At 55.6% G+C, this 26,033-nt stretch carries 21 protein-coding genes; 14 read left to right on the top strand and 7 right to left on the bottom strand.

Annotated elements, in window-relative coordinates; all coding sequences use genetic code 11:
• Positions 1 to 37: 37 nt before the first annotated feature.
• Positions 38 to 1,048 carry an alcohol dehydrogenase AdhP gene (adhP, locus tag CWM52_RS11645; RefSeq protein WP_004861757.1) on the bottom strand — a complete coding sequence of 337 codons (1,011 nt, stop codon included), beginning with the start codon at positions 1,046 to 1,048 and terminating at the stop codon, positions 38 to 40.
• 255 nt (positions 1,049 to 1,303) lie between these two features.
• On the opposite strand from adhP, the gene CWM52_RS11640 reads away from it, so the two are divergent.
• Positions 1,304 to 1,903, top strand: coding sequence for an inorganic diphosphatase (locus tag CWM52_RS11640; RefSeq protein ID WP_004861761.1), 600 nt, complete (start codon positions 1,304 to 1,306; stop codon positions 1,901 to 1,903).
• Positions 1,904 to 2,104: 201 nt separating this feature from the next.
• A complete protein-coding gene (locus CWM52_RS11635; RefSeq protein ID WP_100684255.1) occupies positions 2,105 to 3,082 on the top strand; it encodes a bifunctional helix-turn-helix transcriptional regulator/GNAT family N-acetyltransferase in 978 nt (325 codons plus the stop codon).
• A gap of 60 nt (positions 3,083 to 3,142) precedes the next feature.
• Here the strand turns inward: CWM52_RS11635 and CWM52_RS11630 are convergent, their stop codons facing one another.
• The 4 genes from CWM52_RS11630 to CWM52_RS11615 all read right to left on the bottom strand — a co-directional run bounded on the left by CWM52_RS11630 (position 3,143) and on the right by CWM52_RS11615 (position 8,218).
• Positions 3,143 to 4,855, bottom strand: a complete 1,713-nt coding sequence (locus tag CWM52_RS11630; protein WP_100684254.1) for an ATP-binding cassette domain-containing protein — start codon at positions 4,853 to 4,855, stop codon at positions 3,143 to 3,145.
• A 339-nt stretch (positions 4,856 to 5,194) separates the two neighbouring features.
• Complete coding sequence (locus tag CWM52_RS11625) at positions 5,195 to 6,892, bottom strand: NAD-dependent malic enzyme (protein WP_100684253.1); 1,698 nt, start codon at positions 6,890 to 6,892, stop codon at positions 5,195 to 5,197.
• 172 nt (positions 6,893 to 7,064) lie between these two features.
• Positions 7,065 to 7,205, bottom strand: coding sequence for a stationary-phase-induced ribosome-associated protein (sra, locus tag CWM52_RS11620; RefSeq protein WP_100684252.1), 141 nt, complete (start codon positions 7,203 to 7,205; stop codon positions 7,065 to 7,067).
• Between the two features lie 161 nt (positions 7,206 to 7,366).
• Entirely contained in the window at positions 7,367 to 8,218 is an 852-nt protein-coding gene (locus CWM52_RS11615) for a Vmh family MBL fold metallo-hydrolase (protein ID WP_100684251.1), read from the bottom strand.
• 113 nt (positions 8,219 to 8,331) lie between these two features.
• Here CWM52_RS11615 and CWM52_RS11610 point away from each other — a divergent pair, with 113 nt between their 5' ends.
• The 6 genes from CWM52_RS11610 (at position 8,332) to CWM52_RS11585 (ending at position 15,803) form a co-directional block, all read left to right on the top strand.
• Entirely contained in the window at positions 8,332 to 9,216 is an 885-nt protein-coding gene (locus tag CWM52_RS11610; RefSeq protein WP_100684250.1) for a LysR family transcriptional regulator, read from the top strand.
• Between the two features lie 175 nt (positions 9,217 to 9,391).
• Positions 9,392 to 9,823, top strand: coding sequence for an OsmC family protein (locus CWM52_RS11605; protein ID WP_100684249.1), 432 nt, complete (start codon positions 9,392 to 9,394; stop codon positions 9,821 to 9,823).
• A 128-nt stretch (positions 9,824 to 9,951) separates the two neighbouring features.
• Entirely contained in the window at positions 9,952 to 10,821 is an 870-nt protein-coding gene (locus CWM52_RS11600) for an oxygenase MpaB family protein (RefSeq protein WP_100684248.1), read from the top strand.
• Between the two features lie 401 nt (positions 10,822 to 11,222).
• Complete coding sequence (locus CWM52_RS11595; RefSeq protein WP_100684247.1) at positions 11,223 to 12,140, top strand: bestrophin family protein; 918 nt, start codon at positions 11,223 to 11,225, stop codon at positions 12,138 to 12,140.
• A gap of 214 nt (positions 12,141 to 12,354) precedes the next feature.
• Complete coding sequence (locus CWM52_RS11590) at positions 12,355 to 14,655, top strand: FdhF/YdeP family oxidoreductase (RefSeq protein WP_100684246.1); 2,301 nt, start codon at positions 12,355 to 12,357, stop codon at positions 14,653 to 14,655.
• Positions 14,656 to 14,921: 266 nt separating this feature from the next.
• Positions 14,922 to 15,803 (top strand): LysR family transcriptional regulator, encoded by an 882-nt coding sequence (locus CWM52_RS11585; RefSeq protein ID WP_100684245.1) that lies wholly within the window; start codon positions 14,922 to 14,924, stop codon positions 15,801 to 15,803.
• 176 nt (positions 15,804 to 15,979) lie between these two features.
• Here CWM52_RS11585 and CWM52_RS27125 read toward each other — a convergent pair whose 3' ends face one another.
• On the bottom strand, positions 15,980 to 16,255 hold the full coding sequence (locus CWM52_RS27125) for a PAAR domain-containing protein (RefSeq protein WP_165785383.1): 276 nt from the start codon (positions 16,253 to 16,255) through the stop codon (positions 15,980 to 15,982).
• A 160-nt stretch (positions 16,256 to 16,415) separates the two neighbouring features.
• Between CWM52_RS27125 and CWM52_RS11575 the strand changes: the two genes are divergently transcribed.
• From CWM52_RS11575 to CWM52_RS11550, 6 genes are all read left to right on the top strand, one after another.
• Positions 16,416 to 18,980, top strand: coding sequence for a type VI secretion system Vgr family protein (locus CWM52_RS11575; RefSeq protein ID WP_100684243.1), 2,565 nt, complete (start codon positions 16,416 to 16,418; stop codon positions 18,978 to 18,980).
• On the top strand, positions 18,977 to 21,244 hold the full coding sequence (locus CWM52_RS11570) for an effector protein Tle3 domain-containing protein (protein ID WP_100684242.1): 2,268 nt from the start codon (positions 18,977 to 18,979) through the stop codon (positions 21,242 to 21,244). The genes CWM52_RS11575 and CWM52_RS11570 overlap by 4 nt, the downstream gene beginning before the upstream one ends.
• Positions 21,241 to 21,957, top strand: a complete 717-nt coding sequence (locus CWM52_RS11565; RefSeq protein WP_227521290.1) for a hypothetical protein — start codon at positions 21,241 to 21,243, stop codon at positions 21,955 to 21,957. The genes CWM52_RS11570 and CWM52_RS11565 overlap by 4 nt, the downstream gene beginning before the upstream one ends.
• Before the next feature lie 119 nt (positions 21,958 to 22,076).
• On the top strand, positions 22,077 to 22,793 hold the full coding sequence (locus CWM52_RS11560) for a hypothetical protein (RefSeq protein WP_227521289.1): 717 nt from the start codon (positions 22,077 to 22,079) through the stop codon (positions 22,791 to 22,793).
• Positions 22,790 to 23,029 carry a YceK/YidQ family lipoprotein gene (locus tag CWM52_RS11555; RefSeq protein ID WP_100684240.1) on the top strand — a complete coding sequence of 80 codons (240 nt, stop codon included), beginning with the start codon at positions 22,790 to 22,792 and terminating at the stop codon, positions 23,027 to 23,029. Before CWM52_RS11560 ends, CWM52_RS11555 begins: the two co-directional genes overlap by 4 nt.
• Before the next feature lie 51 nt (positions 23,030 to 23,080).
• The gene (locus CWM52_RS11550) at positions 23,081 to 23,485 is read left to right on the top strand and encodes a hypothetical protein (RefSeq protein ID WP_133121744.1); all 405 of its coding nucleotides are present in this window, start codon (positions 23,081 to 23,083) and stop codon (positions 23,483 to 23,485) included.
• Positions 23,486 to 23,728: 243 nt separating this feature from the next.
• Here CWM52_RS11550 and katG read toward each other — a convergent pair whose 3' ends face one another.
• Positions 23,729 to 25,906 (bottom strand): catalase/peroxidase HPI, encoded by a 2,178-nt coding sequence (gene katG, locus CWM52_RS11545; RefSeq protein WP_100684238.1) that lies wholly within the window; start codon positions 25,904 to 25,906, stop codon positions 23,729 to 23,731.
• Positions 25,907 to 26,033: the final 127 nt, after the last annotated feature.

The following is a 26,033-nucleotide window of genomic DNA, read 5'->3' as shown; positions in this document are numbered from 1 at the left end:
TGAAATGGCCTCTCCCTGAGCGGGAGAGGCGCGAGGCTTAGCGGCGGAAATCGATAACCATACGGCCGCGAATTTGCCCCTGTTCCATCTCTTTAAAGATGGCGTTGATGTCGCCCAGCGGACGCAGCGTCACTTTAGGAACGACTTTCCCTTCGGCTGCGAACTGGAAGGCTTCGGTCAGATCCTGACGGGTGCCGACCAGCGAGCCCACCACTTCGATACCATCCAGTACCAGACGGGGAATATCGAGGCTCATGGCTTCCGGAGGCAGGCCAACGGCCACCACGCGGCCTCCGGCGCGAACGGCGTCAACGGCGGAGTTAAACGCCGCTTTGGCGACAGCGGTGACGACGGCCGCGTGAGCGCCGCCGGTTTTTTCCTGAATCACCTTCGCCGCATCTTCATTGCGGGAGTTAATGGTCAGATCCGCGCCCATCTCGGCCGCCAGCGCCAGCTGCGCATCGTTAACGTCGATGGCGATGACTTTGGCATTGAACACGTTTTTCGCATATTGCAGCGCCAGGTTGCCGAGGCCACCAAGACCGTAGATGGCAATCCATTGGCCCGGTTTAATATGGGAAACTTTCACCGCTTTATAGGTGGTAACACCCGCGCAGGTAATGCTGCTGGCGGCAGCAGAGTCGAGGCCGTCCGGCACTTTGACCGCATAGTTAGCGGTGACGATGCACTCTTCAGCCATGCCGCCGTCTACGCTGTAACCGGCATTTTTTACCGAACGGCAGAGCGTTTCGTTGCCGCTGTTACAGTAATCGCAGTGCCCACAGCCTTCGAAGAACCACGCCACGCTTGCGCGGTCGCCCGGTTTCAGGGAGGTGACGCCCGGACCAACCTGCTGTACAACGCCCACGCCTTCATGGCCCAGAATCACGCCGGTTTTATCGCCAAAATCGCCGTTTTTCACGTGCAGGTCGGTATGGCATACGCCACAGCACTCCATTTTCAACAACGCCTCTCCATGTTGCAGGGGACGCAGTGTTTTTTCCGTCACATCAACCTGATGATCGTGGGTAACAACGGCTGCCTTCATGTTTACTCCTTGAATTTTGAAGAAAAAATGGGTGTTTACTCTTAAATAATACTCATTAAGGATTAACCCTTATAGTCAGGAATGCAAGGGAGCTAGTGAAATATGTGGTCTAGAGCAGCGCTAATAGCGCAAAATTCGAGCATGTGTGTGAATTTTGGCTGTTAATAATTATGCAATGAGGTCGTCATATTCTGTTCATGGCTAAGCGGCAGGCTGTTACAGGCAAATTTCTTATAACAACAGAGTGATACTACAATGCATCTGGTAAAAACTATCCTCGCCGCATCGCTGTTCCTGTCTGCCGCCGCTCAGGCCCACAACGTACTGGACTTTCCGCAGCCGGAGAACAACCCGGAAGAGTTTTACGCGGTCACGGAAATTCCGACGGGCGGTATCATCAAATATGAGACCGACGCGAAGACGGGATTTATTATAGCCGATCGTTTCCAGTCGATGCCGGTCGCCTATCCGGCTAACTACGGTTCACTGACCCAGTCGCTGGCGGGAGACGGCGATCCGCTGGACGTGGTGTTCTACACGCGTGCACCGATGGCGCCGGGGACGCTGATTAAGCTGCGGGCAATCGGCGTCCTGAAGATGATCGATGGTGGGGAAAAGGACGATAAGATTATTGCCGTGCCGGCGAGCAAAATCGATCCGACCTATGATGACATCAAGAATATCAGCGACCTGCCTGCCATTGAGCAGGAGCGGCTGCAGGCCTTTTTCCGCGTCTATAAGCAGCTGCCTGACGGGCGTAAAAAGGTGGAGCTGAACGGCTTTAACGATGCCGCTGCGGCAAAACAAGAGATTAAGCAGGCATGGGATGCGTGGAAAGCCAAAAATCCACAATAAGATAAAAACAGGCACCGCACGGTGCCTGTACTTTTTTAGCCGGGCAATGACCCGTTGCGACCGTGTTTAATCCTGACAAAGAGCCGATGAGCCGGTAGGAAATACCGTTCGTGTGCGCGGGCCGAATGGCGGCGTGGATTGACAGGGAGAACGCAACAATGGTTGTATTGTGCAACTATTAACTCACCTGCACCCATCGCCATGACGCATCCATCGCTTATTAACGAATCGCTCATCACTGAAATACGCCGCTCTTCCCGTCTGATGGTTCGTGAACTCGGCTTCATGAATTCAACGCTGGCGGCCACCGACTATTCTCCCTCCGCCGTGCATACGCTGCTGGAAATTTCCGCACACGGGGCGATGACCGCCGCGCAGCTGGTTCAGATCCTCGGCCTGGAGAAATCAAGCGTCAGTCGGATGTTGTCCCGTCTGCTGGCCGCCGGCGAGCTGCAGGAAAAACCCGACGGCGAAGATGCCCGCTTCAAGCAACTCGAACTGACGGAACAGGGACGAGGGACGGTCGGACGGATTAACGATTACGGGGCGATGCGGGTCATTGATGCGCTGATGCATCTCGATGCCGGACAACAGCAAAACGTGGCGCTGGGGCTGACCGCGTACGCGCAGGCGCTGGCGAAATGCCGCGAAGTACAGCGGCCTGCGGCGACTGATAAGGTGACGATTGTCAGCGGATATCGACCCGGGATGATTGGCCGTATCGCGCAGATGCACGGCGAATATTACGCCCGGCACCACGGTTTCGGCCACTTCTTCGAAGGTAAGGTTGCCTGCGGGCTGGCGGAATTTTCCGCCCGACTTAACGCGCAGTGCAATCACATCTGGCTGGCGGTGCAGGAGGGTAACATCGTCGGTTCTGTGGCTATCGATGGCGAAGATCTGGGCAACAACCAGGCGCATTTACGCTGGTTTATTCTCGACGACAGCTGTCGGGGCCGCGGCGTTGGCCGACGTCTGCTGATGGAGGCGATGGCTTTTTGCGACCGCCGCGCTTTTGCTGCCGTCCAGCTGTGGACCTTCAGCGGACTTGACGCTGCGCGCTCGCTGTACGAAAAATTCGGCTTTACGCTACATAAACAGTGGCAGGGCGATCAGTGGGGGATGATGATGACCGAACAGCAGTTCAGCCGCAACAAGACCGATTCTGCTTCGGCCTGACTGCCGTGCGCCGTGACCCCGGCTAAAGTGTCTCCACCTTAGCCGGGGATTTAGCCTCCGTTAACTCAGTCTGGCGGTAATGACCGCTATCTCGTCACGCCACTGGGCCTGCAGGTGCGGCTTCTGGTGCTTAGGTTTACGCGATATATCATCCGCCAGCCGCTGTTCGAGATCGATTAACCGTTCCAGCAGGGCGTCATGGTCGTCGGCGACGATGGCCGTCGTATCCGCTTCGACACGCCTGTCGACCAGGGGCGCCCCCTCGCGCAGGCGGGCATAGACTTCGTCGGCGGTATGCCACTCGCTGAGCCCGTTATCATCAATCAGCCAGAAGCGGTTACAGCTGCTATCAATCAACTGGCGGTCATGACTGACCAGCAGCAGACCGCCGGAATACTCGCGCAGCGAGGCGGCCAGCGCCTCTTTGCCCTCCATGTCCAGATGGTTGGTGGGCTCATCCAGCAGCAGCAGGCTATAGCTGGCCAGCGACAGACCGACAAACAGCAACCGGGAACGTTCGCCGCCGCTGAGGGTGCTGACCTTTTGCCCATGACGGCTCCAGCCGAAACCGGCGGAAATCAGCGCCCGCTTACGGCGTTCGCCAGCGGGTTCAAAGCCCTCCAGCGCTTCCAGCAGCGTGGCGTTATCCGCCAGTTGATGCAGCGTCTGGTCGTAGTAACCCGGATGCAATCGCGGATGCAGACGCAGTCCGGCATCCGGCGCCGCCTGCTGCATTTGCCGCCACAGCAGGCGTAGCAACGACGATTTCCCGCCGCCGTTACGCCCCATAATCGCCACCCGGTCGCCGCTGCGCAGGCGCGCCAGCCCGGCGGTGAACAGGGCGGGCAATCCCGGAGCCGGGGGGACCGGCAATTGCTCCATCTCAAGTAAACGATCGGCCCGCAGGGCGTCGCCGTTGAGCGCCAGACGCCACGGCGTACCGGCGGTCAGCTCGGTTTGACTCTCTTTCAGGCGCGCGACCTGTTTTTCCATCTGTTTGGCTTTACGCGACAGATCTTCGTTGTCGTACACCTGTCCCCAGGTAGCCAGCCGTTTAGCGCTGGCGGTGACGCGGTCGATTTCTCGCTGCTCGGCTTTATGACGCAGGGCATCGCTTTCGTCGCGTTCCGCCAACGCCTGGCGCGCCGCGCTACAGGGAAGAGAGAAGGCGTGCAGGGTTCTGTCGCGCAGGATCCAACTGCTATTAGTTACAGCATCCAGTAAGATGGGGTCATGGGACACCAGCACGAAGCTCCCCGGCCAGGTTTGCAAGAAGCTTTCCAGCCACAACAGGGTCGGCAGGTCGAGATGGTTGCCGGGCTCGTCCAGCAGCAGGAGATCCGGCTGCAGAATTAACGCTCTGGCCAGCAGCAGCCGGGTATGTTGCCCGCCGCTCAGCGTTGCCGCTTGCTGCGTGAACTCCGCCGTCGCGAACCCCATTTCCGCCAGCAGACGTTCTGCCTGCCAGCGCTGTTGTTCACGTCCGCTGGCGGGGAGCCGCGCCAGAACCCCCTCGATCAGCGATTGCTGGAGCAGGGCATCCGGCAGGTGTTGTTCAACCCGCGCCAGCAGGCAATGATGGGCCAGCGCCACGCTACCGGTAGCGGGCGTCAGCGTGCCGTCCAGTACCTGGAGCAGCGTACTTTTGCCGCAGCCGTTATGGCCTATCAGGCCGATACGATCGCCTTTTTTCAGGGTAAAGGAGAGGTCGGTGAAAAGCGGGCCGAATGCCGTTTCAACATGCAGAGACTGCGCGGTAAATAATGTGCTCATAGTGAACTTACTCAAGAGTTACAGGCGTAAAAACGCCTCGTCAAACATCGCTGACGATAACCCGGTAAGCCCGAGGGAAGGGAATTGGTCTAAGTGTCTTCGCTCAAGCTGAAGTTATCGCAGCACGATACCGATAACGCTTGAGTGGGTACGATCGCCAAAGGTCAGTGAAAAAATAAACATTTCACAAGACAGCATGGGGATCCTCCTTTTAAGTTCAGTCAGTTGATGGGTAAAGGCAGTCTAGACGGGAAGAGGATATTTGGCTAGTGACTAAAGATGGTGGGGCGGCGACAGAAAAAACGGGCCGTTGTCAGGCCCGTTGGTGAGTCGCTTAAATCAGATCGAGGTCCGGCGATAGTTGCGATACTCCGGCAGCCAGAAGTTATCGCTAATCGCCTGCAACAGCGCTTCGGCGGAGGTCTTCACCGCTACCCCTTGCTCCTGAGCCGTTTTACCGACGGCAAAGGCGATTGCGCGCGATACGGTCTGGATATCTTTTAGCTCCGGCAGAACCGGACCCTCGCCGTTGTTGACCAGAGGCGAGTGCTTCGCCAGCGTCTCACTGGCCGCCATCAGCATGTCGTCGGTGACCCGCGATGCGCCAGAGGCGATGACGCCAAGACCAATACCGGGGAAGATATAGGAGTTGTTGCACTGGGCAATGACATACTGCTTACCTTTCAGCGTGACCGGCGCGAACGGGCTGCCGGTGGCAACCAGCGCTTCGCCGTCGGTCCAACTGAGGATATTCTGCGGCGTAGCTTCCACGCGAGAAGTCGGGTTCGACAGCGGCATGACGATCGGCCGCGGGCAGTGCTTATGCATCTCACGAATAATCTCTTCGGTGAACAGACCCGGCTGGCCGGAAACGCCGATCAGAATATTCGGTTTAACGTTGCGCACCACATCGAGCAGAGAAAGCACTTCGTTGGTGGTATCCCACTGCTGCAGATTCTCGCGTTTTTGCACCAGTTTGTTCTGGAACGGCAGCAGGTTCGGCATGGCGTCGGTCAGCAGGCCGAAGCGGTCAACCATAAACACACGCTGACGCGCTTCTTGTTCGCTTAATCCTTCACGCTGGATCTGGGCGATAATCTGCTCGGCAATCCCGCAACCGGCGGAACCGGCGCCGAGGAAGACGATTTTCTGCTCGCTCAGCTGGCTGCCCGCACCGCGGCTGGCGGCAATCAGCGTACCTACGGTCACCGAGGCGGTGCCCTGGATATCGTCATTGAAGGAGCAAATCTCATTGCGATAGCGGTTGAGCAACGGCATGGCGTTTTTCTGCGCGAAGTCTTCGAACTGCAGCAGAACGTCCGGCCAGCGGTGCTTAATCGCCTGGATAACGTCATCGACAAACTGATAATACTCATCGTCGGTAATACGCGGATGGCGCCAGCCCATATACAGCGGATCGTCGAGCAGCTGCTGGTTGTTGGTCCCCACGTCCAGCACGATAGGCAGCGTGTAGGCCGGGCTGATACCGCCGCAGGTGGTGTACAGCGAGAGTTTACCGATAGGGATCCCCATCCCGCCGATGCCCTGATCGCCGAGACCGAGAATACGTTCCCCGTCGGTCACGACGATCACTTTGACGTTGTGGTTCGGCACGTTTTGCAGGATGTCGTCGAGGTTGTGCCGGTTCTGGTAGGAGATAAACACCCCGCGTGAGCGGCGGTAGATCTCAGAGAAGCGTTCGCAGGCGGCGCCGACGGTCGGCGTATAAATGACCGGCATCATCTCATCGAGATGATTGCCAATCAGGCGATAGAAGAGGGTTTCGTTGGTGTCCTGAATGTTGCGCAGGTAAATGTGTTTGTCGATCTCGGTTTTAAACCCCTGGTACTGGATCCATGCGCGTTCCGCTTGTTCCTCGATTGTTTCAACAACTTCCGGTAGCAGGCCGAGCAGGTTAAAGCTGCTGCGCTCTTCCATGCTGAAGGCGCTACCTTTGTTGAGAAGGGGGAATTCGAGCAGAACGGGGCCAGCGTAGGGGATATACAGAGAACGGTTTTTCTTATGGGTGAATTGCATCGCACTAACTCCTTGATGTTCACTTCAGACCGTGCGCGGCGATAAGCGTGCGGGCTGGCAGGGAAAGCAGCGCAAGCAGTATAGAGCAGATGTTATCAAAGAGGGGAAATTGAATTAAAAAAACACCATCCTGACCAAAGGACGGTGTTTTTATCATCACTCCGCTGAGAAATTAACCCGCGCGGCGCTTACGCCCGGTGGCATGAGCGTGGTTAATTGTCATTTCTACATCGCCGTCCAGCACCACTTTTTTCTGCTGGGACAGTTTATAGTTCAGACCGAGAAGATGACGTGCCTGATGGTTCGATTTCATTCTTACTCCTTAATCCAGTTCTGTTTCAAGGACAAGCCCGGCGCGGCCGGACGAAATATAACCCTAAGAGCGGCGCGCTGCTAACGCGACCGCGCTATCTATCGTGGTCTATTTTTTCGCCCCTGGCAACTTCATCGCCTGGAATCAGGAATAATCTGCGCTTACCACTTCATCTCGCCGGTGTTTACTTTCGCACTCAGCTCCAGCGAACTGACTTCCGCCAGCTGCGGCCAGCGTTGCTTCATGTCGGCGATCACGCCAGCGGAATCTTTGTGCGTTTTCAGCGCCTGCTCAAACTGCTGCAGATAGTCGCGGGTAAAGACGATCGCGCGATCTGCGGCCGGCGGAGTCCCGAGATAGTGACCGGGAATGACCTGCTGCGGGTGGAGCGCGGCCATATCGTCGAGCGTTTTACGCCACTGCAAGCGGCTTTCGGCGCTCTGGGTATCGGCGGTCCATACGTGCATACCCCAGGCGACGCCGGTACCCCCGAGGATGGTCTTGTTCGCCGGGATCCAGACGAACGCCGCATAGTTCTGGGGTTGCCGAATCTCCACTTTTTCACCGTCAATGGTGAACGAGCTGGCTTCAATCTGCTGCGGTACGTACAGCTGCTTTGGCGCGCCGTCTTTCATCTGTGGGCCCCAGAATGCCAGCTTCGCGGAGTGGGTTGCTTCGATGTGCTTAACCACCTCGGCCGTGGCGACAACTTTTGCCTCAGGGAACGCCTTCACCAGCGGTTCGAGGCCGAAATAGAAATCCGGGTCGCCGGAGGTGATAACAATACGGCTCAGTTTCTTGCCGCTTTGACGGATCATATCAACCAGCTTTTCGCCATCTTTAACGCTAAATTGCGCATCAAACAGCACCGCTTCATGCGGGCCGGAAACCAGCGTCGAGTTCACGGCGAAGATACCTTTATCCTGCGGGTTATAGGTCTGCAAGGTTAAAGGCGCGGCGAACGCAGCGGAGCTGAACAGCGCGGCGGCAACGGCAAGGGCGGATAATTTCATGTCGGTTTTCTCTGTGTCAGGTGAATAACGCTATTTTACGGATTTCCTGATTTGCGAAAATTCCTGAAAAAAGAGATGCTGAGTTTCATAAAACGTGCAGATGGAAGTGAAAGATGGACAGAATTATTGCCGCGCAGGTCTACATGCGGATCTGCGAACTGGGGAGCCTGAGCGCCGCAGCCCGCGCGCTGGGGATGTCGCGCCCGATGGTCAGTCGCTATCTGGAACAGATGGAGCACTGGGCGGGCACCCGCCTGATCCACCGTTCGACGCGCAAATTAACCTTAACCACCGCCGGGGAGAAGGTGCTGCAAAAAACCCGCAGTCTGACGCAGTTGTCGGACGAAATTGCCGGGCAGACCGAGCGGGCGGTACCCAGCGGAACGCTGCGCGTCGCCTGCGCCCACTTTACGGCGATGCACTTAATTTCGCCGTTGTTACCCGATTTTCTCGCCCGTTACCCCCAGTTGCGCCTCGAACTGGATATCAATAACCATCCGGTGAGTCTGATTGGCGAGCGCATTGATGTGGCGATTCGGATAACCGATAACCCGGAGCCTGGCGCGATTGCCCGGCGGCTGGGGGTCTGTCGTTCGGTGCTGTGCGCGTCGCCGCGCTGGCTACAGCTCCATGGCCAGCCGCAGACGCCGGCCGAACTCAGCGAACATAACTGCCTGCACTACAGCCATTTTGTCGCGCCGACCTGGCAGCTTACCGACCCGCAGGGCGAGGCCGTTGCCGTGGCGGTTTCCGGGAACCTCAGCGCCGGGATCTCCTCATTATTGCTGGAAGCGGCGGTAGCCGGATGCGGCATCGCGATGCTGCCGGAACTGGAAGCCCAGCGCGCCCTTAATAGCGGGGCGCTGAAGCCGGTGTTGCCGGGCTGGACGCCGAAAGCCCTCAGCGTCTACGGCATCTATTTATCGCGTGACTACCAGCCCAGCGCGCTACCGCTGTTTCTCGATGAGATTCAACAGCAGCTGACGCAGCTTAGCTAGTCCACGCGCGTCTGTCCCCCCGGCGGTCATGAATTATGGTTATGATGGTGTAAAAAATAACGACACACTGCGCCACTTGATATTTTTTTGTTTTATAAGGAATTTTCTTAATCCACATCCAGGATCCGTCTCACCGTCTATACTGTGGGTTCGACATAGCAACAGGAGCGAATTCATGGCAATCCATAAGAAAGGTCAGGCGCACTGGGAAGGCGATTTAAAAAGCGGCAAGGGGACCGTTTCGACAGAAAGCGGGGCGTTGAGCCAGCAGCCGTATGGTTTCAACACCCGTTTTGAGGGGGTGAAAGGGACCAATCCGGAAGAGCTGATCGGCGCTGCGCACGCGGCTTGCTTCTCCATGGCGCTGTCGCTGATGCTCAGTGAAGCAGGCTACACGGCCACGACGATTGATACGGTGGCGGTGGTGACGCTGGATAAATCCGGCGGCGGTTTTGCGATTACCGAGGTCGCGTTGCAGAGTCAGATTGTCCTGCCGGGTATTGAAGCCGATGTTTTTGACGGCATTATCCAGAAAGCGAAAGCCGGCTGCCCGGTATCACAGGTGTTAAACGCCGAGATTAGCCTCGACTACCAGCTGAATCCTTGACTCTTTGCTGCCCGTTTGTAACGGGCACGCCCTGCGTCTGTCCGCAGTGGATAACGTCACGGCCTGCGCATGAGTCTCGCGCCGAATAGTGGTATGTTTTGCTGTCACGGAGAACATCAGGCAAAACAATGACCAGTATACGCGGAATGATAGAGGCTCAGGTTCTGGGCTTAACCGGCATGGCGCTGAAAGAGATTGATTTTGAGCACCCGAAAGGGGAGCCGGGGCTGTTTGGCCCCCAATCCGCTATCTGGCAGGTACACGGCGACTTTACGTCGATGCTTTGCGGAGGCGTGAGCGCACTATTGTTGCAAATGCTGCATCCGCTGGCGCTGGCCGGCGTCTGGGATCACTCCAATTTCCGTGACGATATCTTCGGCCGCCTGCGGCGCACCAGCCAGTTTATCTCGGCCACCACCTTTAGCACCACCGTCGATGCGCAAAGGCTGATTGCCAAAGTGCAGGGGATTCACCTGCGGGTCAGCGGTCAGGATAAAGACGGGACGCCTTATGAGGCCAGCGATCCGGCGCTGCTGACCTGGGTACACGTGGCTGAATGCAGCAGCTTTATGGCATCGCATTTGCGCTATAAGCGCACGGTGGTAAGCCAGGACCGCCAGACGCAATATTTCCACGAAGCGGCAGAAATTGCCCGCCGTCTGGGTGCCCGCGATATCCCGCTGACGCCGCAGCAGGTGGCGGAATATCTGCAGGATATGCGCCCGCGTCTGCGCTGCGATGAACGTACGCGGGAGGTGGCGAATGTGCTGCTGACCACCCGGTTACCCGGCCGCCTGAGCCAGTTACCTGGTCAGTTGATGATGCGCGCCGGGATTGATCTGCTCCCGCCCTGGGCGCAGGAGATGCTCTCCCTGACGCTGACCCCCTGGCAGCGGCATAGCGCCCGGATCGCGGTGCACGGTATTGCCAGAGTGCTTCGCGCATCGGTACGCAACGGCGCCTATCATTGCGCGATGCGCAGAATGGCGGTGAATTAACGTTTTCACCGGGGATATCGCGCGTCGGCTATTATTTCAGGAGATAAAGGTCGGCGGGATTTATATTTTATGCGCGTTATCTACTCTGCGTGAATTAAATTATCGACAATATCTGCCCCCTGGCATCGCGGGCGCCTCAACGCCCTGCAGGATGCGGATGATGGCAGACGTTATGTAGCCACATTAATGGCAGGGGTGATTTACCGACGTTATACCCCGCATCCCCACAGTGGTTTTCATATTGCCCGATAAATAAAAAGGGACCATAATTCTTCAGCCATTATTCCATCGCATATTAATGGCCAATAACAAACGCACTGTCGTGTTTATGTTCAATAAAATAATCCAATCGGTTAATAGATATTATCTATAGCCAGGCTGGGCATTCAGGAAGTCATACAATGATCATCCGACCAGAACAACACTGGTTCCTTCGTCTGTTTGACTGGCACGGATCCGTGCTGTCAAAAATCATTTTCCGCCTGCTGCTTAACGTTCTGATGTCGGTTGTCGCCATCATCAGCTATCAGTGGTACGAACAGCTGGGTATCCATCTGACCGTGGCGCCCTTTAGTTTGCTGGGGATAGCCATCGCGATTTTCCTCGGTTTTCGCAACAGCGCCAGCTACAACCGCTTTGTTGAAGCGCGCAATCTTTGGGGGACGGTACTGATTGCCGAACGTACCCTGATGCGTCAGCTGAAAAATATTCTTCCGACGGAGCACGCAACGCATCGAAAAATCGCCAGCTATCTGATCGCTTTTAGCTGGAGTCTGAAACACCAGTTACGTAAAACCCACCCCGGGGCCGACCTTAACCGGCTGCTGCCTCCCGATACCGTCGCGGAGATCCTCGGCAGCTCGATGCCGACCAACCGTATCCTGTTGCTGGTCGGCCATGAGCTGGGCCAGCTGCGCGAAGCGGGGAAGGTGAGCGATATCACCTATGGTCTGATGGACAATAAGCTCGATGAGCTGGCCCACGTGCTGGGCGGATGCGAACGCCTGGCCAGCACGCCGGTGCCCTTTGCGTATACCCTGATTCTGCAGCGTACGGTCTATCTGTTCTGCACCCTGCTGCCCTTTGCGCTGGTCGGCGATCTGCACTACATGACGCCGTTTGTGTCGGTCTTTATCTCCTACACCTTCTTGTCCTGGGATTCGCTGGCGGAAGAGCTGGAAGATCCGTTTGGCACCGCGGCGAACGATTTGCCCCTCAACGCCATGTGCAACACCATCGAACGCAACCTGCTGGATATGACCGGGCAGCACCCGCTGCCGGAAACGCTGCAGCCCGACCGCTACTACAATCTGACCTGATCTTTCCCCCGGCGTAACTGTTAAATAAGTTAAATCTAACGCGTGATAGATAACATTGATTATACAGTTACGATCCTGATTGTTATGCTTTCGTTAACAAAAAACGTCCGCCGCGGTGTTCTCCGGCGGACGAACTGTTTTCACGTTGCAAATTGCTCCTTCAGGGCGATTTGCACGTTGTTCTCGCTTATCGACGGCGCATTCTGGAGTAGATATGAATATGAAAAGACGCTCAGTACCTGGCGTGCATCCTTATGATGGCCCGGCTGGCGGCTGGGGCGCGTTGAAAGCAACGGCCATCGCCGTGCGCACACAAATGGATGCTCTGGAGGCGCCCGCCACTCTGCTGCGCACCAACCAGCCTGACGGCTTTGATTGTCCCGGCTGCGCATGGCCGGATAAAGAACACAAGTCCACCTTCCAGTTTTGCGAAAATGGCGCCAAAGCGGTGACCTGGGAAGCGACCAGCAAGCGCGTCACGGCGGAATTTCTGGCGGCGAATACGGTTACCTCGCTACTGGCTAAAAGCGATTTTGAACTCGAAGGGTATGGTCGCTTAACCCATCCGCTGGTCTACGATCGCGCCAGCGACACACTGCGCCCGACCAGCTGGGAAAGCGCCTTTGCGCGTATCGGCGAGGTGGTCAGCGGCATGCAGCCGGACGCCGTCGAGTTCTATACTTCCGGTCGCGCCTCCAACGAAGCGGCCTGGTTGTTCCAGCTGTTTGCCCGTGAACTGGGTACTAACAACTTCCCGGACTGTTCGAATATGTGCCATGAATCGACCAGTGTCGGGCTGCCGCAGTCGATCGGCATCGGGAAGGGAACCGTGTCGCTGGATGATTTTGACAAAACCGAACTGGTGATTTCCATCGGCCATAATCCGGGAACCAACCACCCGCGTATGATGGGGACACTGCACGAACTGGCTCGTCGCGGCGTACCGATTATCGTGTTTAACCCTTTGAAAGAACGCGCGCTGGAGCGTTTCGCCGACCCACAGAATGTTATCGAGATGGCGACCCTGGGCTCGACAAATATCGCCTCAACCTATTTTCAGGTGAAGGCGGGGGGCGATGCCGCGGCGCTGAAAGGCATTGCTAAAGCGCTGCTTCAGATGGAAGAAGAGCAGGGTAATGTTCTCGATCGCGCCTTTATCTCCGAGCATACGCAGAATTTCCCGGCGTTTGCCGATGACTTACTGAAGACCGCCTGGCAAGATATCGAACGTGAATCGGGCCTCACCCGCGCTGACCTGCAGCGGGTTGCCGACGCTTACGCCAAATCGAACGCCACGATCGTGACCTATGGTATGGGGATCACCCAGCACAATAAGGGCACGTCAAATGTGCGGCTGATCGCCGACCTGCTGCTGATGCGCGGGAATATCGGCAAACCCGGCGCCGGGATCTGTCCGCTGCGCGGACACTCCAACGTCCAGGGCAACCGCACCGTGGGAATTACCGAAAAGCCGGGCGCCGCCTTCCTGGCGAAGCTGGAAGAGGTGTTTGGTTTCGTACCGCCGCAGGAACATGGTCACGACGCGGTGAAAGCGCTGCAGGCGATGATCGAGGGCAAATCGAAGGTTCTGCTGTGTCTTGGCGGTAACTTTGCGGTGGCGATGCCCGACCACGAACGTGCGTTTCCGGCCATGCGCGGGCTGGATCTCAGCGTGCACGTCGGGACGAAACTGAACCGCTCGCATCTGCTGGTGGCGAAAGAGACGTTCATTCTGCCGTGTCTGGGCCGCACCGAGCTGGATATGCAAGAGACCGGGCGTCAGTCAATTACCGTGGAAGATTCCATGTCGATGGTGCACGCCTCGTCGGGAAAACTAAAGCCGGCCTCGCCGCTGCTGCGTTCAGAACCGGCGATTGTCGCCGGAATGGCGATGGCGACCCTGGCAAACACCAAAGTCGACTGGCTCTCCCTGGTGGCGAATTACGACCGTATCCGCGATCTGATTGAGCGCACCATTCCCGGCTTTGACAACTACAACGAGCGCATTCGTCACCCGGGCGGTTTTCGCATGCCGCTGCCGCCAACCGAGCGCATCTGGCCAACGCCAGGCGGTAAAGCCATGTTCTCGGTATTCCGCGGTGTACATGAGAACGTTCATGTTGCCGGCGAGGAGGTGCTGCGGCTGGTCACGCTGCGCAGTCACGATCAGTACAACACCACCATCTACGCCATGGATGACCGCTATCGCGGTATTTTTGGCCGCCGCGACGTGCTGTTTATGAACGAGCAGGATATGGCCAGTCAGGGATTCGAGCACGGTGACCGGGTGGATATCACCACCGCGTTGCCGGGCAGCGACCTGCGTCTGCAGGATATTACGCTGGTAGCCTACAACATCGCGCCAGGCACCGTCGCCGCCTATTATCCGGAAGCCAACGTCCTGGTTCCGCTGGACTATCTTGATGAAGAGAGCGGCACGCCTTCTTATAAATCCGTGCCGATTCGTCTGACCCTGCGCTCGAAAGAGATACTGCCGGTCCCTGGCCTGGGCTAATCTGCCCGCGACCGCTGCCGACCGCAGAGTCGGCAGCGAACTCTCGCTATTCTGGCGCCAGCATCAGCTTGATGCCAGGGCCGACGCAACCCCGTAGCCCCCCTCGGATGGCCCTACACCTTGCCGCGACAAATCGCCGCTTTCGCAAATGCCTGAGCGGCTTGTATTTGGCGGATGCTGAACGTAACATTTAAATAACATATTTTTGACCGGGCGAGGGGAGTCTGCATCGCGCCGGCGTTCGCGTATCACGCACTGGATTAACCATGGATATTAAACAGCTCAAATATCTGATCGCACTCGATCAAACGCGTCATTTTGGCCAGGCCGCGGCGCTGTGTCATATCACGCAGCCGACGCTTTCGATGCGCATTCGCAATCTGGAAGAGGAACTCAATCTGGTTCTGATTCAGCGCGGCCAGCGGTTTGAGGGGTTTACCGCGGAAGGCGAGCGTATTCTGGCCTGGGCGCGGGCGCTGCTGGCGGCCCATGACGGGCTGGAGGCGGAAGCGGCGATTTGTCGCGGCCAGATGGTGGGGCAACTGCGGGTCGGCATGGTGCCGCTGGCGAGCCTTAATCCGATGCAGTTGATTAAACCGCTGGCCGGGAAGTATCCGGAGCTGCAGTTCAGCCTGCTGTCTCTCACCTCGGAACAGATAATCGATGGCGTCAGCCGTAATCAGCTCGATCTGGGCATCTGCTACCTCCAGCACGTCGATAGCCTGCTTTTCAACGTCAAATGGCTGCCCGCAACGCGAATGGGGCTGCTGCATGATAAACGCCATTTTCAGTTTGCCGAAGGCGCGCCGGACTGGGAAACGCTGGCCGCATTACCGCTGGGTTTTCTCAGCAAAGGGATGCATTACCGTGAATCCATTGAGATGAGTTTTAAGAGCAAAGGGTTAACGCCGAAATATGTTTTTGAGAGCGATTCTACCTTCCAGATTATCCAGGCGGTACAGGCGGGAATTTGCTGCGCCATTATGCCGCTCAACAATGGTCTGGAGGCGTTAAGCGATAATCTGGAGATTATGCCCATTGCCGACACCGAAGTGGATTCAAAGCTGGCGCTGATCATGCGCAGCCAGCAGCCGGTCTCGTCGCTGGCGGAAAAATGTTTTGCCGATGCGCAGGTGATTTTTAATTAACATGGCCTGGGGATGGGGGGCAAGTCACTCCTCTTTTTTGTCGGATAATGGCTGGCTGCGCCGCCGGTAATACGCCGGGGCGCAGCTTTTCCAGCTCGATACCGTGCGTAAATACCCACGGAGAGCAAACCTGGCAAAGGGGTGTGTACTGATTAATGGATTAGGTCGCGGTATCCCTACACTTTCGCTCCCGTTTCTGACACGCTGCTGTTATACCGACTGATCACCTCTGCCCCGCAAGTTGTTTTATCTCCATGCAGAACGCGACGTTGACCATTTACAGTGACATGGCTCGACCCAATTAACATGGCCTCTCTACCGCATTGAGGGCAATTGAACTTATGGCCGGTAACGACCATCGGTGCATGGTCAACGGTATGCGTGTATATACCCTGTACAATTGTGCCGCCGTGAGTCGTGGTATCTCCCACTAAAATGAATCGCTGATTCATCCGAATCCCTCCTTCAGTGAAATGTCCTAAATGAAGCATATCTATGCAAATAACCATTCAAAATGCGTGGTCTTGGGTTGTATAGTTTGTCACCTGTCGTGAACTTAATGCAAATTTGCTATTGCTAAAAGATCGGTCATGTGACTGTAAAAGGACGCTTATGAATGGACGCGAAACACGGTTATCTACCGCAACGGGGATTTTCAATCCAGAAGAAAGTCTGAATAAATACCTCCTGAACATCAGCCGTTCTGACTTGATTGCCGATGTAGAATCATTCACCGGCGAAGAAGCGCTGAGTTCTCCCTATCGCTACACCATCCGTTTTACATCTACCACTGATGATGCTGAAGCCTTTCATATCGTCCAGAAAGAAGCATCATTTATTCTTCGAGCCAACAATCCTGCATGGTCAAAGTATTTTCCTGATCGTGAAAAATGGGTGGCTTTGCGTAAAATTCCTGGTGTCATCACGGAAATCAGCAGGATCAGTAGCAGCGCTGACGAAACACTGTACGAAGCCGTGCTGGAACATCCTCTGGCACTGCTTAACGCCCGCTATCGCAGTGCTATCTATCAGAAGGTATCAGTACCCGAACTGGTTAAGCGCATCCTCAAAGAACACGGCTTTGAGGGGTATGAAATCAATTTTGATCTGCTTCACTGGCAATATCCGCAGCGGGAAATGATTGTTCAGTGGAAGGAAAGCGACCTGGCTTTCATCCGGCGCTTGCTGTCTGAAGTGGGTATATGGTTCCGGTTTGAGCTACATCCCGACCATGATCATATTGTTGTTATCGTGTTCGGAGATTCCGGGGCGCACTATGTACGCAACCATAAGATAGCAGCAATCCACCCGGCTGGAACCGTAGGCAATATCTACAGCCTGCGCGCAATGACAACCAGGCATACCATCGTACCCGGCTCGGTCGATGTGCGTAACTATAACTACCGTGAGAGCCGAAGTTACAGGACGCTTGAAACTCAGGCAGACAAATCACGCCTGCCGGAACTGGTTTACGGTAGAGAATATCACTACGCGGATAATCATCTGGCTTCTGGTGATCGCTACGCAATAGGCAAAGGCCAACACGCCGAAACCAGTTGGCACTTTGCCCGAATTCGTCATGAATGCCTGCTCACCAATATGATTACGCTGGAAGCCATCGCCGACGATCCGTCCATTGTGCCTGGCTTCGATCTCGATATCACCGGCCATAAACCAGCAGCCTTCGACGAAGGGATGGTTGTTACCAGCATCCACTCCACAGGTTCACGCAAGAGCAGTTTTCAAAGTAAAATTAAAGGGATTCCATTCAGCGAAATCTGGTGTTATCGCCCTGAGCGTCTGCCTCGGCCAATCATCACCGGCACAATCCCTGCGAGAGTGTCGGGGATAAGTCTTAACGATCAGCTTTCGCGGATAGATAATCAGGGTCGTTATCGGGTGCGGTTTAACTTTGACCAGGCCGAATGGAAAAAGGGCCTGGAGAGTATGCCTGTCAGGTCAGGAAGGCAGTACGCCGGTGATACCTATGGAATCCATTTCCCTCTGCTCGATAATACTGAGGTCGGTATTGCGTTTGAAAATGGCGACCCGGAACGTCCGTTCATTGCACATGCCTTCCATGATGAAATAAATCCTGATTTAGTCACTGACCGCAACAGCACACGCAACGTCATCAGGACTCCACGAAATAACAAACTTCGGATGGAGGATAAGAAAGGACACGAGCACATCAAAGTTGCGACGGAGTACGGCAAGTCACAACTGAATCTGGGGCATCTGGTCGATGCTTCTGGCAAGCAGCGCGGTGAAGGGGTTGAGTTACGCACAGACAAGCAGGCTTCACTTCGCTCTGCGGAAGGTTTTCATATCACCACGGAAGCAAAACCAAAAGCGACCGGCCATCAAAATGACATGGCCGCAACCATAGCGCAGCTTGAATCCGCTTTGCAGCTGGCCCGTTCTCTGCAGGCCAGTTCGGAAATCGCTGATACGCCAGCCGCCGATCTGTCGCCAGTGACTGAACTTAGGCAGCGGGTAGCAAAACCAGAAGATGCCACACTCTCCCTGCATGGTGAAACCGGTATAGCTCTCACATCCCCTCAATCAGTCTTGCTGCATGCCGGGGAGAATATGACTACAACGGCCAGGCAGGACATGAATGCCAATGCCTTCCGGCGTATGACTCTGGCCGCAGGGGAACTGTTCTCCGTTTTCGTCCGTAAAGCGGGGATGGTGTTTACCGCGGCAAAAGGTTCGATTCGCCTGACTGCGCAGAAAGGTGAAATTAACGCCGTCGCGCATCAGAACATTAATCTGACCAGTTCACAGGGCAAAATTGTCCTGAATGCACAAGATGAATTGTTGCTGATGTGCGCAGGCGCAGGCATCCGTCTAAAGCATGGTGAAATCGAGTTCATTGCCCCGCATTACGTCCGTATAAAAGCACCTGCCGTCGATTACATGGCGAAAGCAAGTCTTGACCAGCTGAAACCTACCTTTGCAGAAGGCGAGTTGGCTCAGCAGTTCCGGCTTCATGCCCCCGACGACCCGGATCATATTCTGAAAGGTCAACGTTTCAGGCTCCATAAAAAGGGGGAGGTCATTGAGGGGATCACCGATGATAACGGCGAATCGCCACTACTGAACACGTCTGAACTTGATACCTGGTCACTCGAATTAGTCCATGAGTCAGCAGCCCCGGAGGGAACCGTATGAGTGAGTCATCTGATGCGCAGAGCACCAACCCATTTGATGAGGCTCCAGAGTCTCAAGATCCGCAAAGTTTCGGCGCACACAATAAGCGTTACCTGGCACAGCAGTGCATCGGTGTTCCGGTCAATGCTGGTAAACCGATGTACACCACGAACTGCCCTGTTCACCGTCCAATGCCAGGAATTGTGATACTGGTTCATGGTGTGAATGATGTGGGGGAAGCCTATCAGAACCAGGAACGCGGCATCATCGAAGGGCTTAAGAAGCGACTGGGCCGCGATGATTTATGGCCGCATCAGTGGGAAGAAAAAACCTACAAAATCCGTAATGCGGAAGGGGTCATGGAGGATTGTACCGACTCGCAGAAAAAGCAGATGGTCTGCACCAATATTCCCGTGCGCTCGCCGGTCATCCCGTTTTATTGGGGCTATCGTCCGGTCGATAAGCCTGTGTGGGAAGATGACCAGAGCCAGTACCGCGAAGCCATGCGCAATAGCGGCAATAGCTCAGAAACGCCTTTACCGTATGATGCATATCGCGAAAATGACCCGGCTATCCTGAAGCGATTCGGTGGTCAGTATGCGATGGACTGCTTTCACAATACGCTGGACTTAAGTGGAGTCTGGGGAGGTGGAACGTTCGCCAATGCGACTACTAACATCCCAGATATGCTTGGGCCGGGAGCCGGCGGCCCCTCTTTGGGTTTTGTCGGATTTCTGAGCCGCACTGAACTGGTAAACGGCGGTGACTTTACCCATCCGGTATACGGCAACCCACATCGTATTTATCAGTTCTATGCGGCGCAGCGGCTGGCAAACCTGATAATAAAAATTCGGCGTACCACGGCAACTCGCAACGATGCGATTAACATTGTTGCACACAGCCAGGGAACCATTATCACGATGCTGGCAAACATGCTGGTCAAGCAAGCAGGACTGGCTCCGGCTGACTGCGTGATCCTCAATCACTCCCCGTATTCGCTTGAAAATCGCTGGCTGGAGAACGGCCAGCCTGGCCACCACCAGACAGACGCCGCCCGGCAGCAAACCTTTGTGAATTTTTGCCGCTTGATGGCGACGAATGAAAAATTTGCGGCCAGTGGCGACGGCCTAATGACTGCCGCAGATCAAAAGACGTTGCTGGACACAATGGCACTCCCGCGTAAGGAGTTCAGCAGCAACTGGTATAACTCTCCTTTAAATCAGCGCAATAACTTCGGCAAGGTCTATAACTATTTCTGCCCGAATGATGGAACCGTATCACTGCTTCCCATTCAGGGTTTCGGCTGGCGCGGTGTTCCCCAAAAGCTGGCCGACACCATCCCCAATTTACGCCAGCGCGTATTTTTCCAGAACAGTAGCGTCGGCCATACGCCTGATGGGGAGCCGTTTCGTAAGCCTGCTGCGGGAAAGGGGGATTTCGCTTATTCAGCGCTGACGAACGCAAGCTGGGATTTTAGCGATGTGGTTCCGAACGGTGAAACCCTGCCTGAGCCGTTTATTTTCACGTTAATGGGGCAATTAAACCCGCTTGATACCAATGCTGATAAAGACAACGCCTATAAAGCCCCAGTAGGGGGGAATGACGTTATGGTTTCGTATAACGCCAAAGCAGGGGCCTCCCGGCGCACTAAGGAGGAAGTTTTCGACTGCCCTCCGTTTGCACCGTTCAAACATCTACAGCCCGGCCATGTACTGACGAAAAACGAAATCAGAACGCTTAAGTATTGGCACGATATGGATATTATCAGCGGTGAAATCACCGGCGTTAACGACGCTAACAAAAAGATAGTCGTTCGCCGTAATCTGAGCGAAGCTGAGCTGCACAAGCTATTCAGTTCTTCAGACGATGTGATGTTCAGTCAGCATTCATCCATCGTCATGTCCCCTAAAGTACCTGAACTGGCAATGGCCTATGACCTGGCTATCGGCCCCTGCAAGTCGTTTGATTTTGAGCATGGTGCATTCTGGAAGGAGCTATTATGCCTCGCAGACTGGAGAGAGTGGTCGTCAGATACTTATGCAAGAAACTATTACCGAACGGGGCAACTGCCGGAGCCAGAAACCAAAATTTTCATGAACAAACCCGATAAGATCTTGCCGAAAGGTGAATTTGGCGTGGTGAACCAGTTTATGAATGCAACCCGGGTGATCCCGGCTCGCTACCCGGAGGTGCATAACCGGGAAGTGGCCAACCTGCAATGGCCGATGCCTCCCGTTGAAGGGTTTAACACAGTACCCTCTGAGCCGAGAAGGAAAGTCGGATGATGAATAATCAAAGGCGCTATGTAATGTGGGCCTGGCTGATGCTGATGGCGGGATGCACACAGGCACAGGACGCGCCGACGCAGGTGATTTACCGCTTTGACGCTCACCGCTATCTGGAGCTGAAGGGCTGGAACTGCCAGGGCGCGTTGTACTACGTAGACCCGCAGCGCGGAATACATTCAGAAGTTGCCAGCCAGTTTTACCGGGCATTTGCTGACAAGTATGTGCATCCCTCTGAGCGATATATCGCTATCCCATCATGGCAAACCAGTGCATTTCTGGTATCTAAAGACTATGGGTCTACATGGCAAGTTGCGCCGTTTAACACCGGTTTTCATACGGTCGAACCGGACGGCTCATCCAGCCCCTCCAGAGAAAACATGCTCTCGTTCACGGTCGTTAACGATCAGGGATTCTTGCTTACCCGCCAGGGCAATCTCTACATGAGTTCAAAACCCTTCGATGACCCGCGAATTTTGCCCGGTGGCTCCGGCGTTGATTATGTCGATGAAGACGGTGATAAGCATCATATGAAACCTGGTTCTGCCGGACCAAAATGGGGTCTGTCGTATATCCCGCCCAAAACCATCGACCAACTGACTGACCAGTTTCTGACTAACTGGCAGGACTTGCCGACCCGCGTACCTGAAGTCAAAAACTATAAGGGCTGGGATCATATGCAGTGCAACCCCGATAAAGGGGTCAAGCAATGAGCGCCCTGATTCGGGCAAGCCTGCTGCTTGCTATGGGGATGATATTGAGTGGATGTGGAACAACTTTTTTATGAACAAGCCCGATAAGGTCTTGCCTCTGAGCCGAGAAGGAAAGTCGGATGATGAATAAGCAAAGGAACTATGTAATGTGGGCCGGGCTGATGCTGATGACGGGATGCACACCGGCACAGGACGCGCCGACGCAGGTGATTTATCGCTTTGATGCTCACCGCTATCTGGAACTGAAGGGCTGGAACTGCCAGGGCGCGTTGTACTACGTAGACCCGCAGCGCGGAATACGTTCAGAAGTTGCCAGCCAGTTTTACCGGGCATTTGCGAACAAGTATGTGCATCCCTCCGAGCGCTATATTGCCATTCCTGGGTGGGAAACCGACGCCTTCCTTGTTTCAAAAAATTACGGTGAAACGTGGCAAGTTGCGCCGTTTAACACCGGTTTTCATACGGTCGAACCGGACGGCTCATCCAGCCCCTCCAGAGAAAACATGCTCTCGTTCACGGTCGTTAACGATCAGGGATTCTTGCTTACCCGCCAGGGCAATCTCTACATGAGTTCAAAACCCTTCGATGACCCACGGATTTTGCCCGGCGGCTCCGGCGTTGATTATGTCGATGAAGACGGTGATAAGCATCATATGAAACCTGGTTCTGCCGGGCCAAAATGGGGTCTGTCGTATATCCCGCCCAAAACCATCGACCAACTGACTGACCAGTTTCTGACTAACTGGCAGGACTTGCCGACCCGCGTACCCGAAGTCAGAAACTACAAGGGCTGGGATCATATGCAATGCAACCCGGATAAAGGAGTCAAGCAATGAGCGTCCTGATTCGGGCAAGCCTGCCGCTTGCTATGGGGATGGTATTGAGCGGATGTGGAACAACAATGGCGCATATTTCCGCGCCTCATCCCACGGTTTATATGGGTGTGCTACTGGATGCGGGAATGGCAAAAGAAGGTTATCCCCTGATGCTGCTGGATTTACCTCTTTCACTGGTTGGTGACACGTTGATGCTGCCTGTGGATTTAATGCTGATGGCAACAGATAACAGGTGATCAAACACGCTGGAATTATTTCCGGCGTATGTTCGTGCAACGGGAGTCGATTTGGAAAGTAATGAAAATTCACAGTTGTTTATTGACTGGTGTCATGGGGTGGCCGGGGATGTTATGCATTTATCCGGGCAGGACAATCTGCTATGCCGGAAAATTGATCGTGTTGAGATATGCCAGGCACAGCAAGCAGCGGAATTATCGCTAAGCCTCGATGACGCAGGCAATCTTGTTACAGAGGTTTTCTATGCCCCGGCCAACAATCACCAGCCCTGGTGCATGGTCAGTATGCGCAACGAGGATGATCAGCCATTACTGCTGGTCGCTAGCCAGTGTGTTCTAACGATGCGGCTGCATGACGGGCTGAATGAACTGGTTATCAGCCCTGATTACGGCTGGGAAGATGAGCAAACTGCCGAGCTGCCTTTGGTCGCGGAAATGCTCCAACGCTTGAGATAGTACAAGAGTATGTTGCCAGAAAGCTCAGAAATCAGAGGGAAAGCGTTGCCTGAGCTTTCTGGCAACATATAGGGTGTGGAAATCCCCGCTTGTGGCAGGGTCGGTTCTTCTGCTCGGTCTATGGCCCAGGCATGCTAACAGGAAGATATTCAGCGTACCTACAGCCGGTTATTGCAGCTGGGGCAGACAGAGAGGGGAAGGGGGAAAAGCCCCGGCGGGCGTGGCGCCAGCCGGGGAGGGAGATTACAGATCGTAACGGTCGAGGTTCATCACCTTGGTCCAGGCCGCCACAAAGTCCTTAACCAGTTTCTCCTGCGCATCCTGGCTGGCGTAAACTTCCGCCAGCGCCCGCAGGACTGAGTTCGAGCCGAAGACCAGGTCGGCGCGGGTTGCGGTGTACTTGCTCTCACCGCTCTGACGATCGCGGCCTGCGAACAGTTCGCCCTGCTCGTCGGTGGCGTTCCAGACGGTGGCCATGCTGAGCAAGTTGACGAAGAAGTCATTGCTCAGTACGCCGACGCGGTCGGTAAAGACCCCGTGCTGGCTGCCGTCATAGTTGGCGCCCAGTACCCGCAGGCCACCCACCAGCACCGTCATTTCCGGCGCGGTCAGCGTCAGCTGCTGGGCTTTATCCAGCAGCAGCGTTTCTGTCGAGACGCCACCTTCGATACGGCGATAGTTACGGAAACCATCCGCCAGCGGTTCCAGCAGTTCGAAAGAGGCAATATCCGTCTGATCCTGACGGGCATCCACCCGGCCCGGAGCGAACGGTACGCTGACCCGCACGCCGGCAGCCGCAGCGGCCTGTTCGACACCCACCACGCCTGCCAGCACGATGATATCGGCCAGCGACGCTTTCCCCGAGGCTTTCTGAATGGCCTGCAGCGTCGGCAGTACTTTCGCGGCAACGGCGTTCACCGGCCACGATTTCTGCGGCTCCAGCGCCAGACGGGCACCGTTAGCCCCGCCACGTTTGTCACCGCCGCGGAAGGTGGAGGCAGAAGCCCAGGCCACCGACACCAGCTCGCTGACCGACAGGCCGGCATCGGCGATGGCAGTCTTCAGGGTGGCAATATCCGCCGACGTTGGGTGGTGGATGGCGGCGGGTAACGGATCCTGCCAGATCAGGTCTTCTTTCGGCACTTCCGGCCCGAGGTAGCGGGATTTCGGCCCCATATCGCGGTGGATCAGTTTGAACCAGGCGCGGGCAAAGGCTTCGTTAAAGGCCTGCGGATCGTTGAGGAAGCGACGGGAAATTTTGCCAAATTCCGGGTCGAAGCGCAGCGTCAGGTCGGTAACCAGCATGGTCGGCTTGCGTTTTTTCTCCGGATCGAACGGATCGGGGATCAGATCCGGGGCGTCTTTGGCTTCGAACTGAATAGCGCCTGCCGGGCTGCGGGTCTGGACCCATTCGTATTTGAACAGGTTCTCGAAGAAGTAGTTGCTCCACTGGGTCGGAGTCTGTGTCCAGACCACTTCCAGACCTGAGGTGATGGCATCGGAACCGGCGCCGCTGCCAAAGCTGTTAGCCCAGCCGAGGCCCTGCGCTTCAATCGGAGCAGCTTCAGGTTCTGCGCCGACGTGAGTCGTCACCGCTGCGCCGTGCGTTTTACCGAGGGTATGCCCCCCGGCGATCAGCGCGACGATCTCTTCATCGTCCATCGCCATATTGCCGAAGGTGGCGCGAATGGCAGCGGCAGCGGAGAGCGGGTCGCCGCTGGCGTTCGGGCCTTCAGGGTTTACGTAGATCAGACCCATTTCGGTGGCGCCCAGCGGTTGTTGCGCCAGGCTTTCCGGGTGACGATGTTCGAGCCAGGCTTTTTCATGGCCCCAGTCTACGTCCAGATCCGGTTCCCAGACATCTTCACGACCGGCGCCAAAACCGAAGGTCCGGAAACCGGCGTTTTCCAGCGCGACGTTACCGGCCAGCATATAGAGGTCCGCCCAGGAGATTTTCTGACCGTATTTTTGTTTTATTGGCCACAGCAGGCGGCGGGCTTTATCGAGGCTGACGTTATCCGGCCAGGAGTTCAGCGGCGCAAAGCGCTGCTGTCCGCGGCCTGCGCCGCCGCGACCGTCAACGGTACGGTAGGTGCCCGCACCATGCCAGGCCATACGAATAAACAGCCCGATATAGCTGCCCCAGTCTGCCGGCCACCACTCTTGCGAATCGGTCAGCAGCGATCTCAGATCTGCCTTCAGCGCGGCATAGTCGAGTTTTTTAAACTCTTCACGATAGTTAAAGTTTTCGCCGAGGGGATTTGAGCGGTTGGAATGCTGGTTCAGCAGGTCCACGCGAAGTTGATTAGGCCACCAGTCGCGGTTGGCGGTGCCGCCACCGGCACTTTGTGTGGGCTTCCCTGTGTGAAAAGGGCACTTCCCGGCGGATGCGTTGTTAGATGAATCGTTAGACGTGCTCATATCAGGCTCCGTTTGCTTTTGTGAATGCCATTACGATATACACTGCAACCAATAAGTGATACTTGAAAGAATCTACGGAATTAATAGTTATATCCTTTTAACAACAGGCAATAAAGAAATCCATGAA

The sequence above is a fragment of the Raoultella sp. T31 genome (assembly GCF_002806725.1).
In the GTDB taxonomy this organism is placed as follows: Bacteria; Pseudomonadota; Gammaproteobacteria; order Enterobacterales; family Enterobacteriaceae; genus Klebsiella; species Klebsiella electrica.
Note: the sequence above shows the minus strand (reverse complement) of the source record. Positions and strands in the feature narration are given on the sequence as shown.

What these genes read in the sequence shown, in the direction of transcription:
- adhP (WP_004861757.1), bottom strand. Translation starts at nt 1,048, where the DNA reads ATGAAGGCAGCCGTTGTTACCCACGATCATCAGGTTGATGTGACGGAA.
- CWM52_RS11640 (WP_004861761.1), top strand. Translation starts at nt 1,304, where the DNA reads ATGCATCTGGTAAAAACTATCCTCGCCGCATCGCTGTTCCTGTCTGCC.
- CWM52_RS11635 (WP_100684255.1), top strand. Translation starts at nt 2,105, where the DNA reads ATGACGCATCCATCGCTTATTAACGAATCGCTCATCACTGAAATACGC.
- CWM52_RS11630 (WP_100684254.1), bottom strand. Translation starts at nt 4,855, where the DNA reads ATGAGCACATTATTTACCGCGCAGTCTCTGCATGTTGAAACGGCATTC.
- CWM52_RS11625 (WP_100684253.1), bottom strand. Translation starts at nt 6,892, where the DNA reads ATGCAATTCACCCATAAGAAAAACCGTTCTCTGTATATCCCCTACGCT.
- sra (WP_100684252.1), bottom strand. Translation starts at nt 7,205, where the DNA reads ATGAAATCGAACCATCAGGCACGTCATCTTCTCGGTCTGAACTATAAA.
- CWM52_RS11615 (WP_100684251.1), bottom strand. Translation starts at nt 8,218, where the DNA reads ATGAAATTATCCGCCCTTGCCGTTGCCGCCGCGCTGTTCAGCTCCGCT.
- CWM52_RS11610 (WP_100684250.1), top strand. Translation starts at nt 8,332, where the DNA reads ATGGACAGAATTATTGCCGCGCAGGTCTACATGCGGATCTGCGAACTG.
- CWM52_RS11605 (WP_100684249.1), top strand. Translation starts at nt 9,392, where the DNA reads ATGGCAATCCATAAGAAAGGTCAGGCGCACTGGGAAGGCGATTTAAAA.
- CWM52_RS11600 (WP_100684248.1), top strand. Translation starts at nt 9,952, where the DNA reads ATGACCAGTATACGCGGAATGATAGAGGCTCAGGTTCTGGGCTTAACC.
- CWM52_RS11595 (WP_100684247.1), top strand. Translation starts at nt 11,223, where the DNA reads ATGATCATCCGACCAGAACAACACTGGTTCCTTCGTCTGTTTGACTGG.
- CWM52_RS11590 (WP_100684246.1), top strand. Translation starts at nt 12,355, where the DNA reads ATGAATATGAAAAGACGCTCAGTACCTGGCGTGCATCCTTATGATGGC.
- CWM52_RS11585 (WP_100684245.1), top strand. Translation starts at nt 14,922, where the DNA reads ATGGATATTAAACAGCTCAAATATCTGATCGCACTCGATCAAACGCGT.
- CWM52_RS27125 (WP_165785383.1), bottom strand. Translation starts at nt 16,255, where the DNA reads ATGAATCAGCGATTCATTTTAGTGGGAGATACCACGACTCACGGCGGC.
- CWM52_RS11575 (WP_100684243.1), top strand. Translation starts at nt 16,416, where the DNA reads ATGAATGGACGCGAAACACGGTTATCTACCGCAACGGGGATTTTCAAT.
- CWM52_RS11570 (WP_100684242.1), top strand. Translation starts at nt 18,977, where the DNA reads ATGAGTGAGTCATCTGATGCGCAGAGCACCAACCCATTTGATGAGGCT.
- CWM52_RS11565 (WP_227521290.1), top strand. Translation starts at nt 21,241, where the DNA reads ATGATGAATAATCAAAGGCGCTATGTAATGTGGGCCTGGCTGATGCTG.
- CWM52_RS11560 (WP_227521289.1), top strand. Translation starts at nt 22,077, where the DNA reads ATGATGAATAAGCAAAGGAACTATGTAATGTGGGCCGGGCTGATGCTG.
- CWM52_RS11555 (WP_100684240.1), top strand. Translation starts at nt 22,790, where the DNA reads ATGAGCGTCCTGATTCGGGCAAGCCTGCCGCTTGCTATGGGGATGGTA.
- katG (WP_100684238.1), bottom strand. Translation starts at nt 25,906, where the DNA reads ATGAGCACGTCTAACGATTCATCTAACAACGCATCCGCCGGGAAGTGC.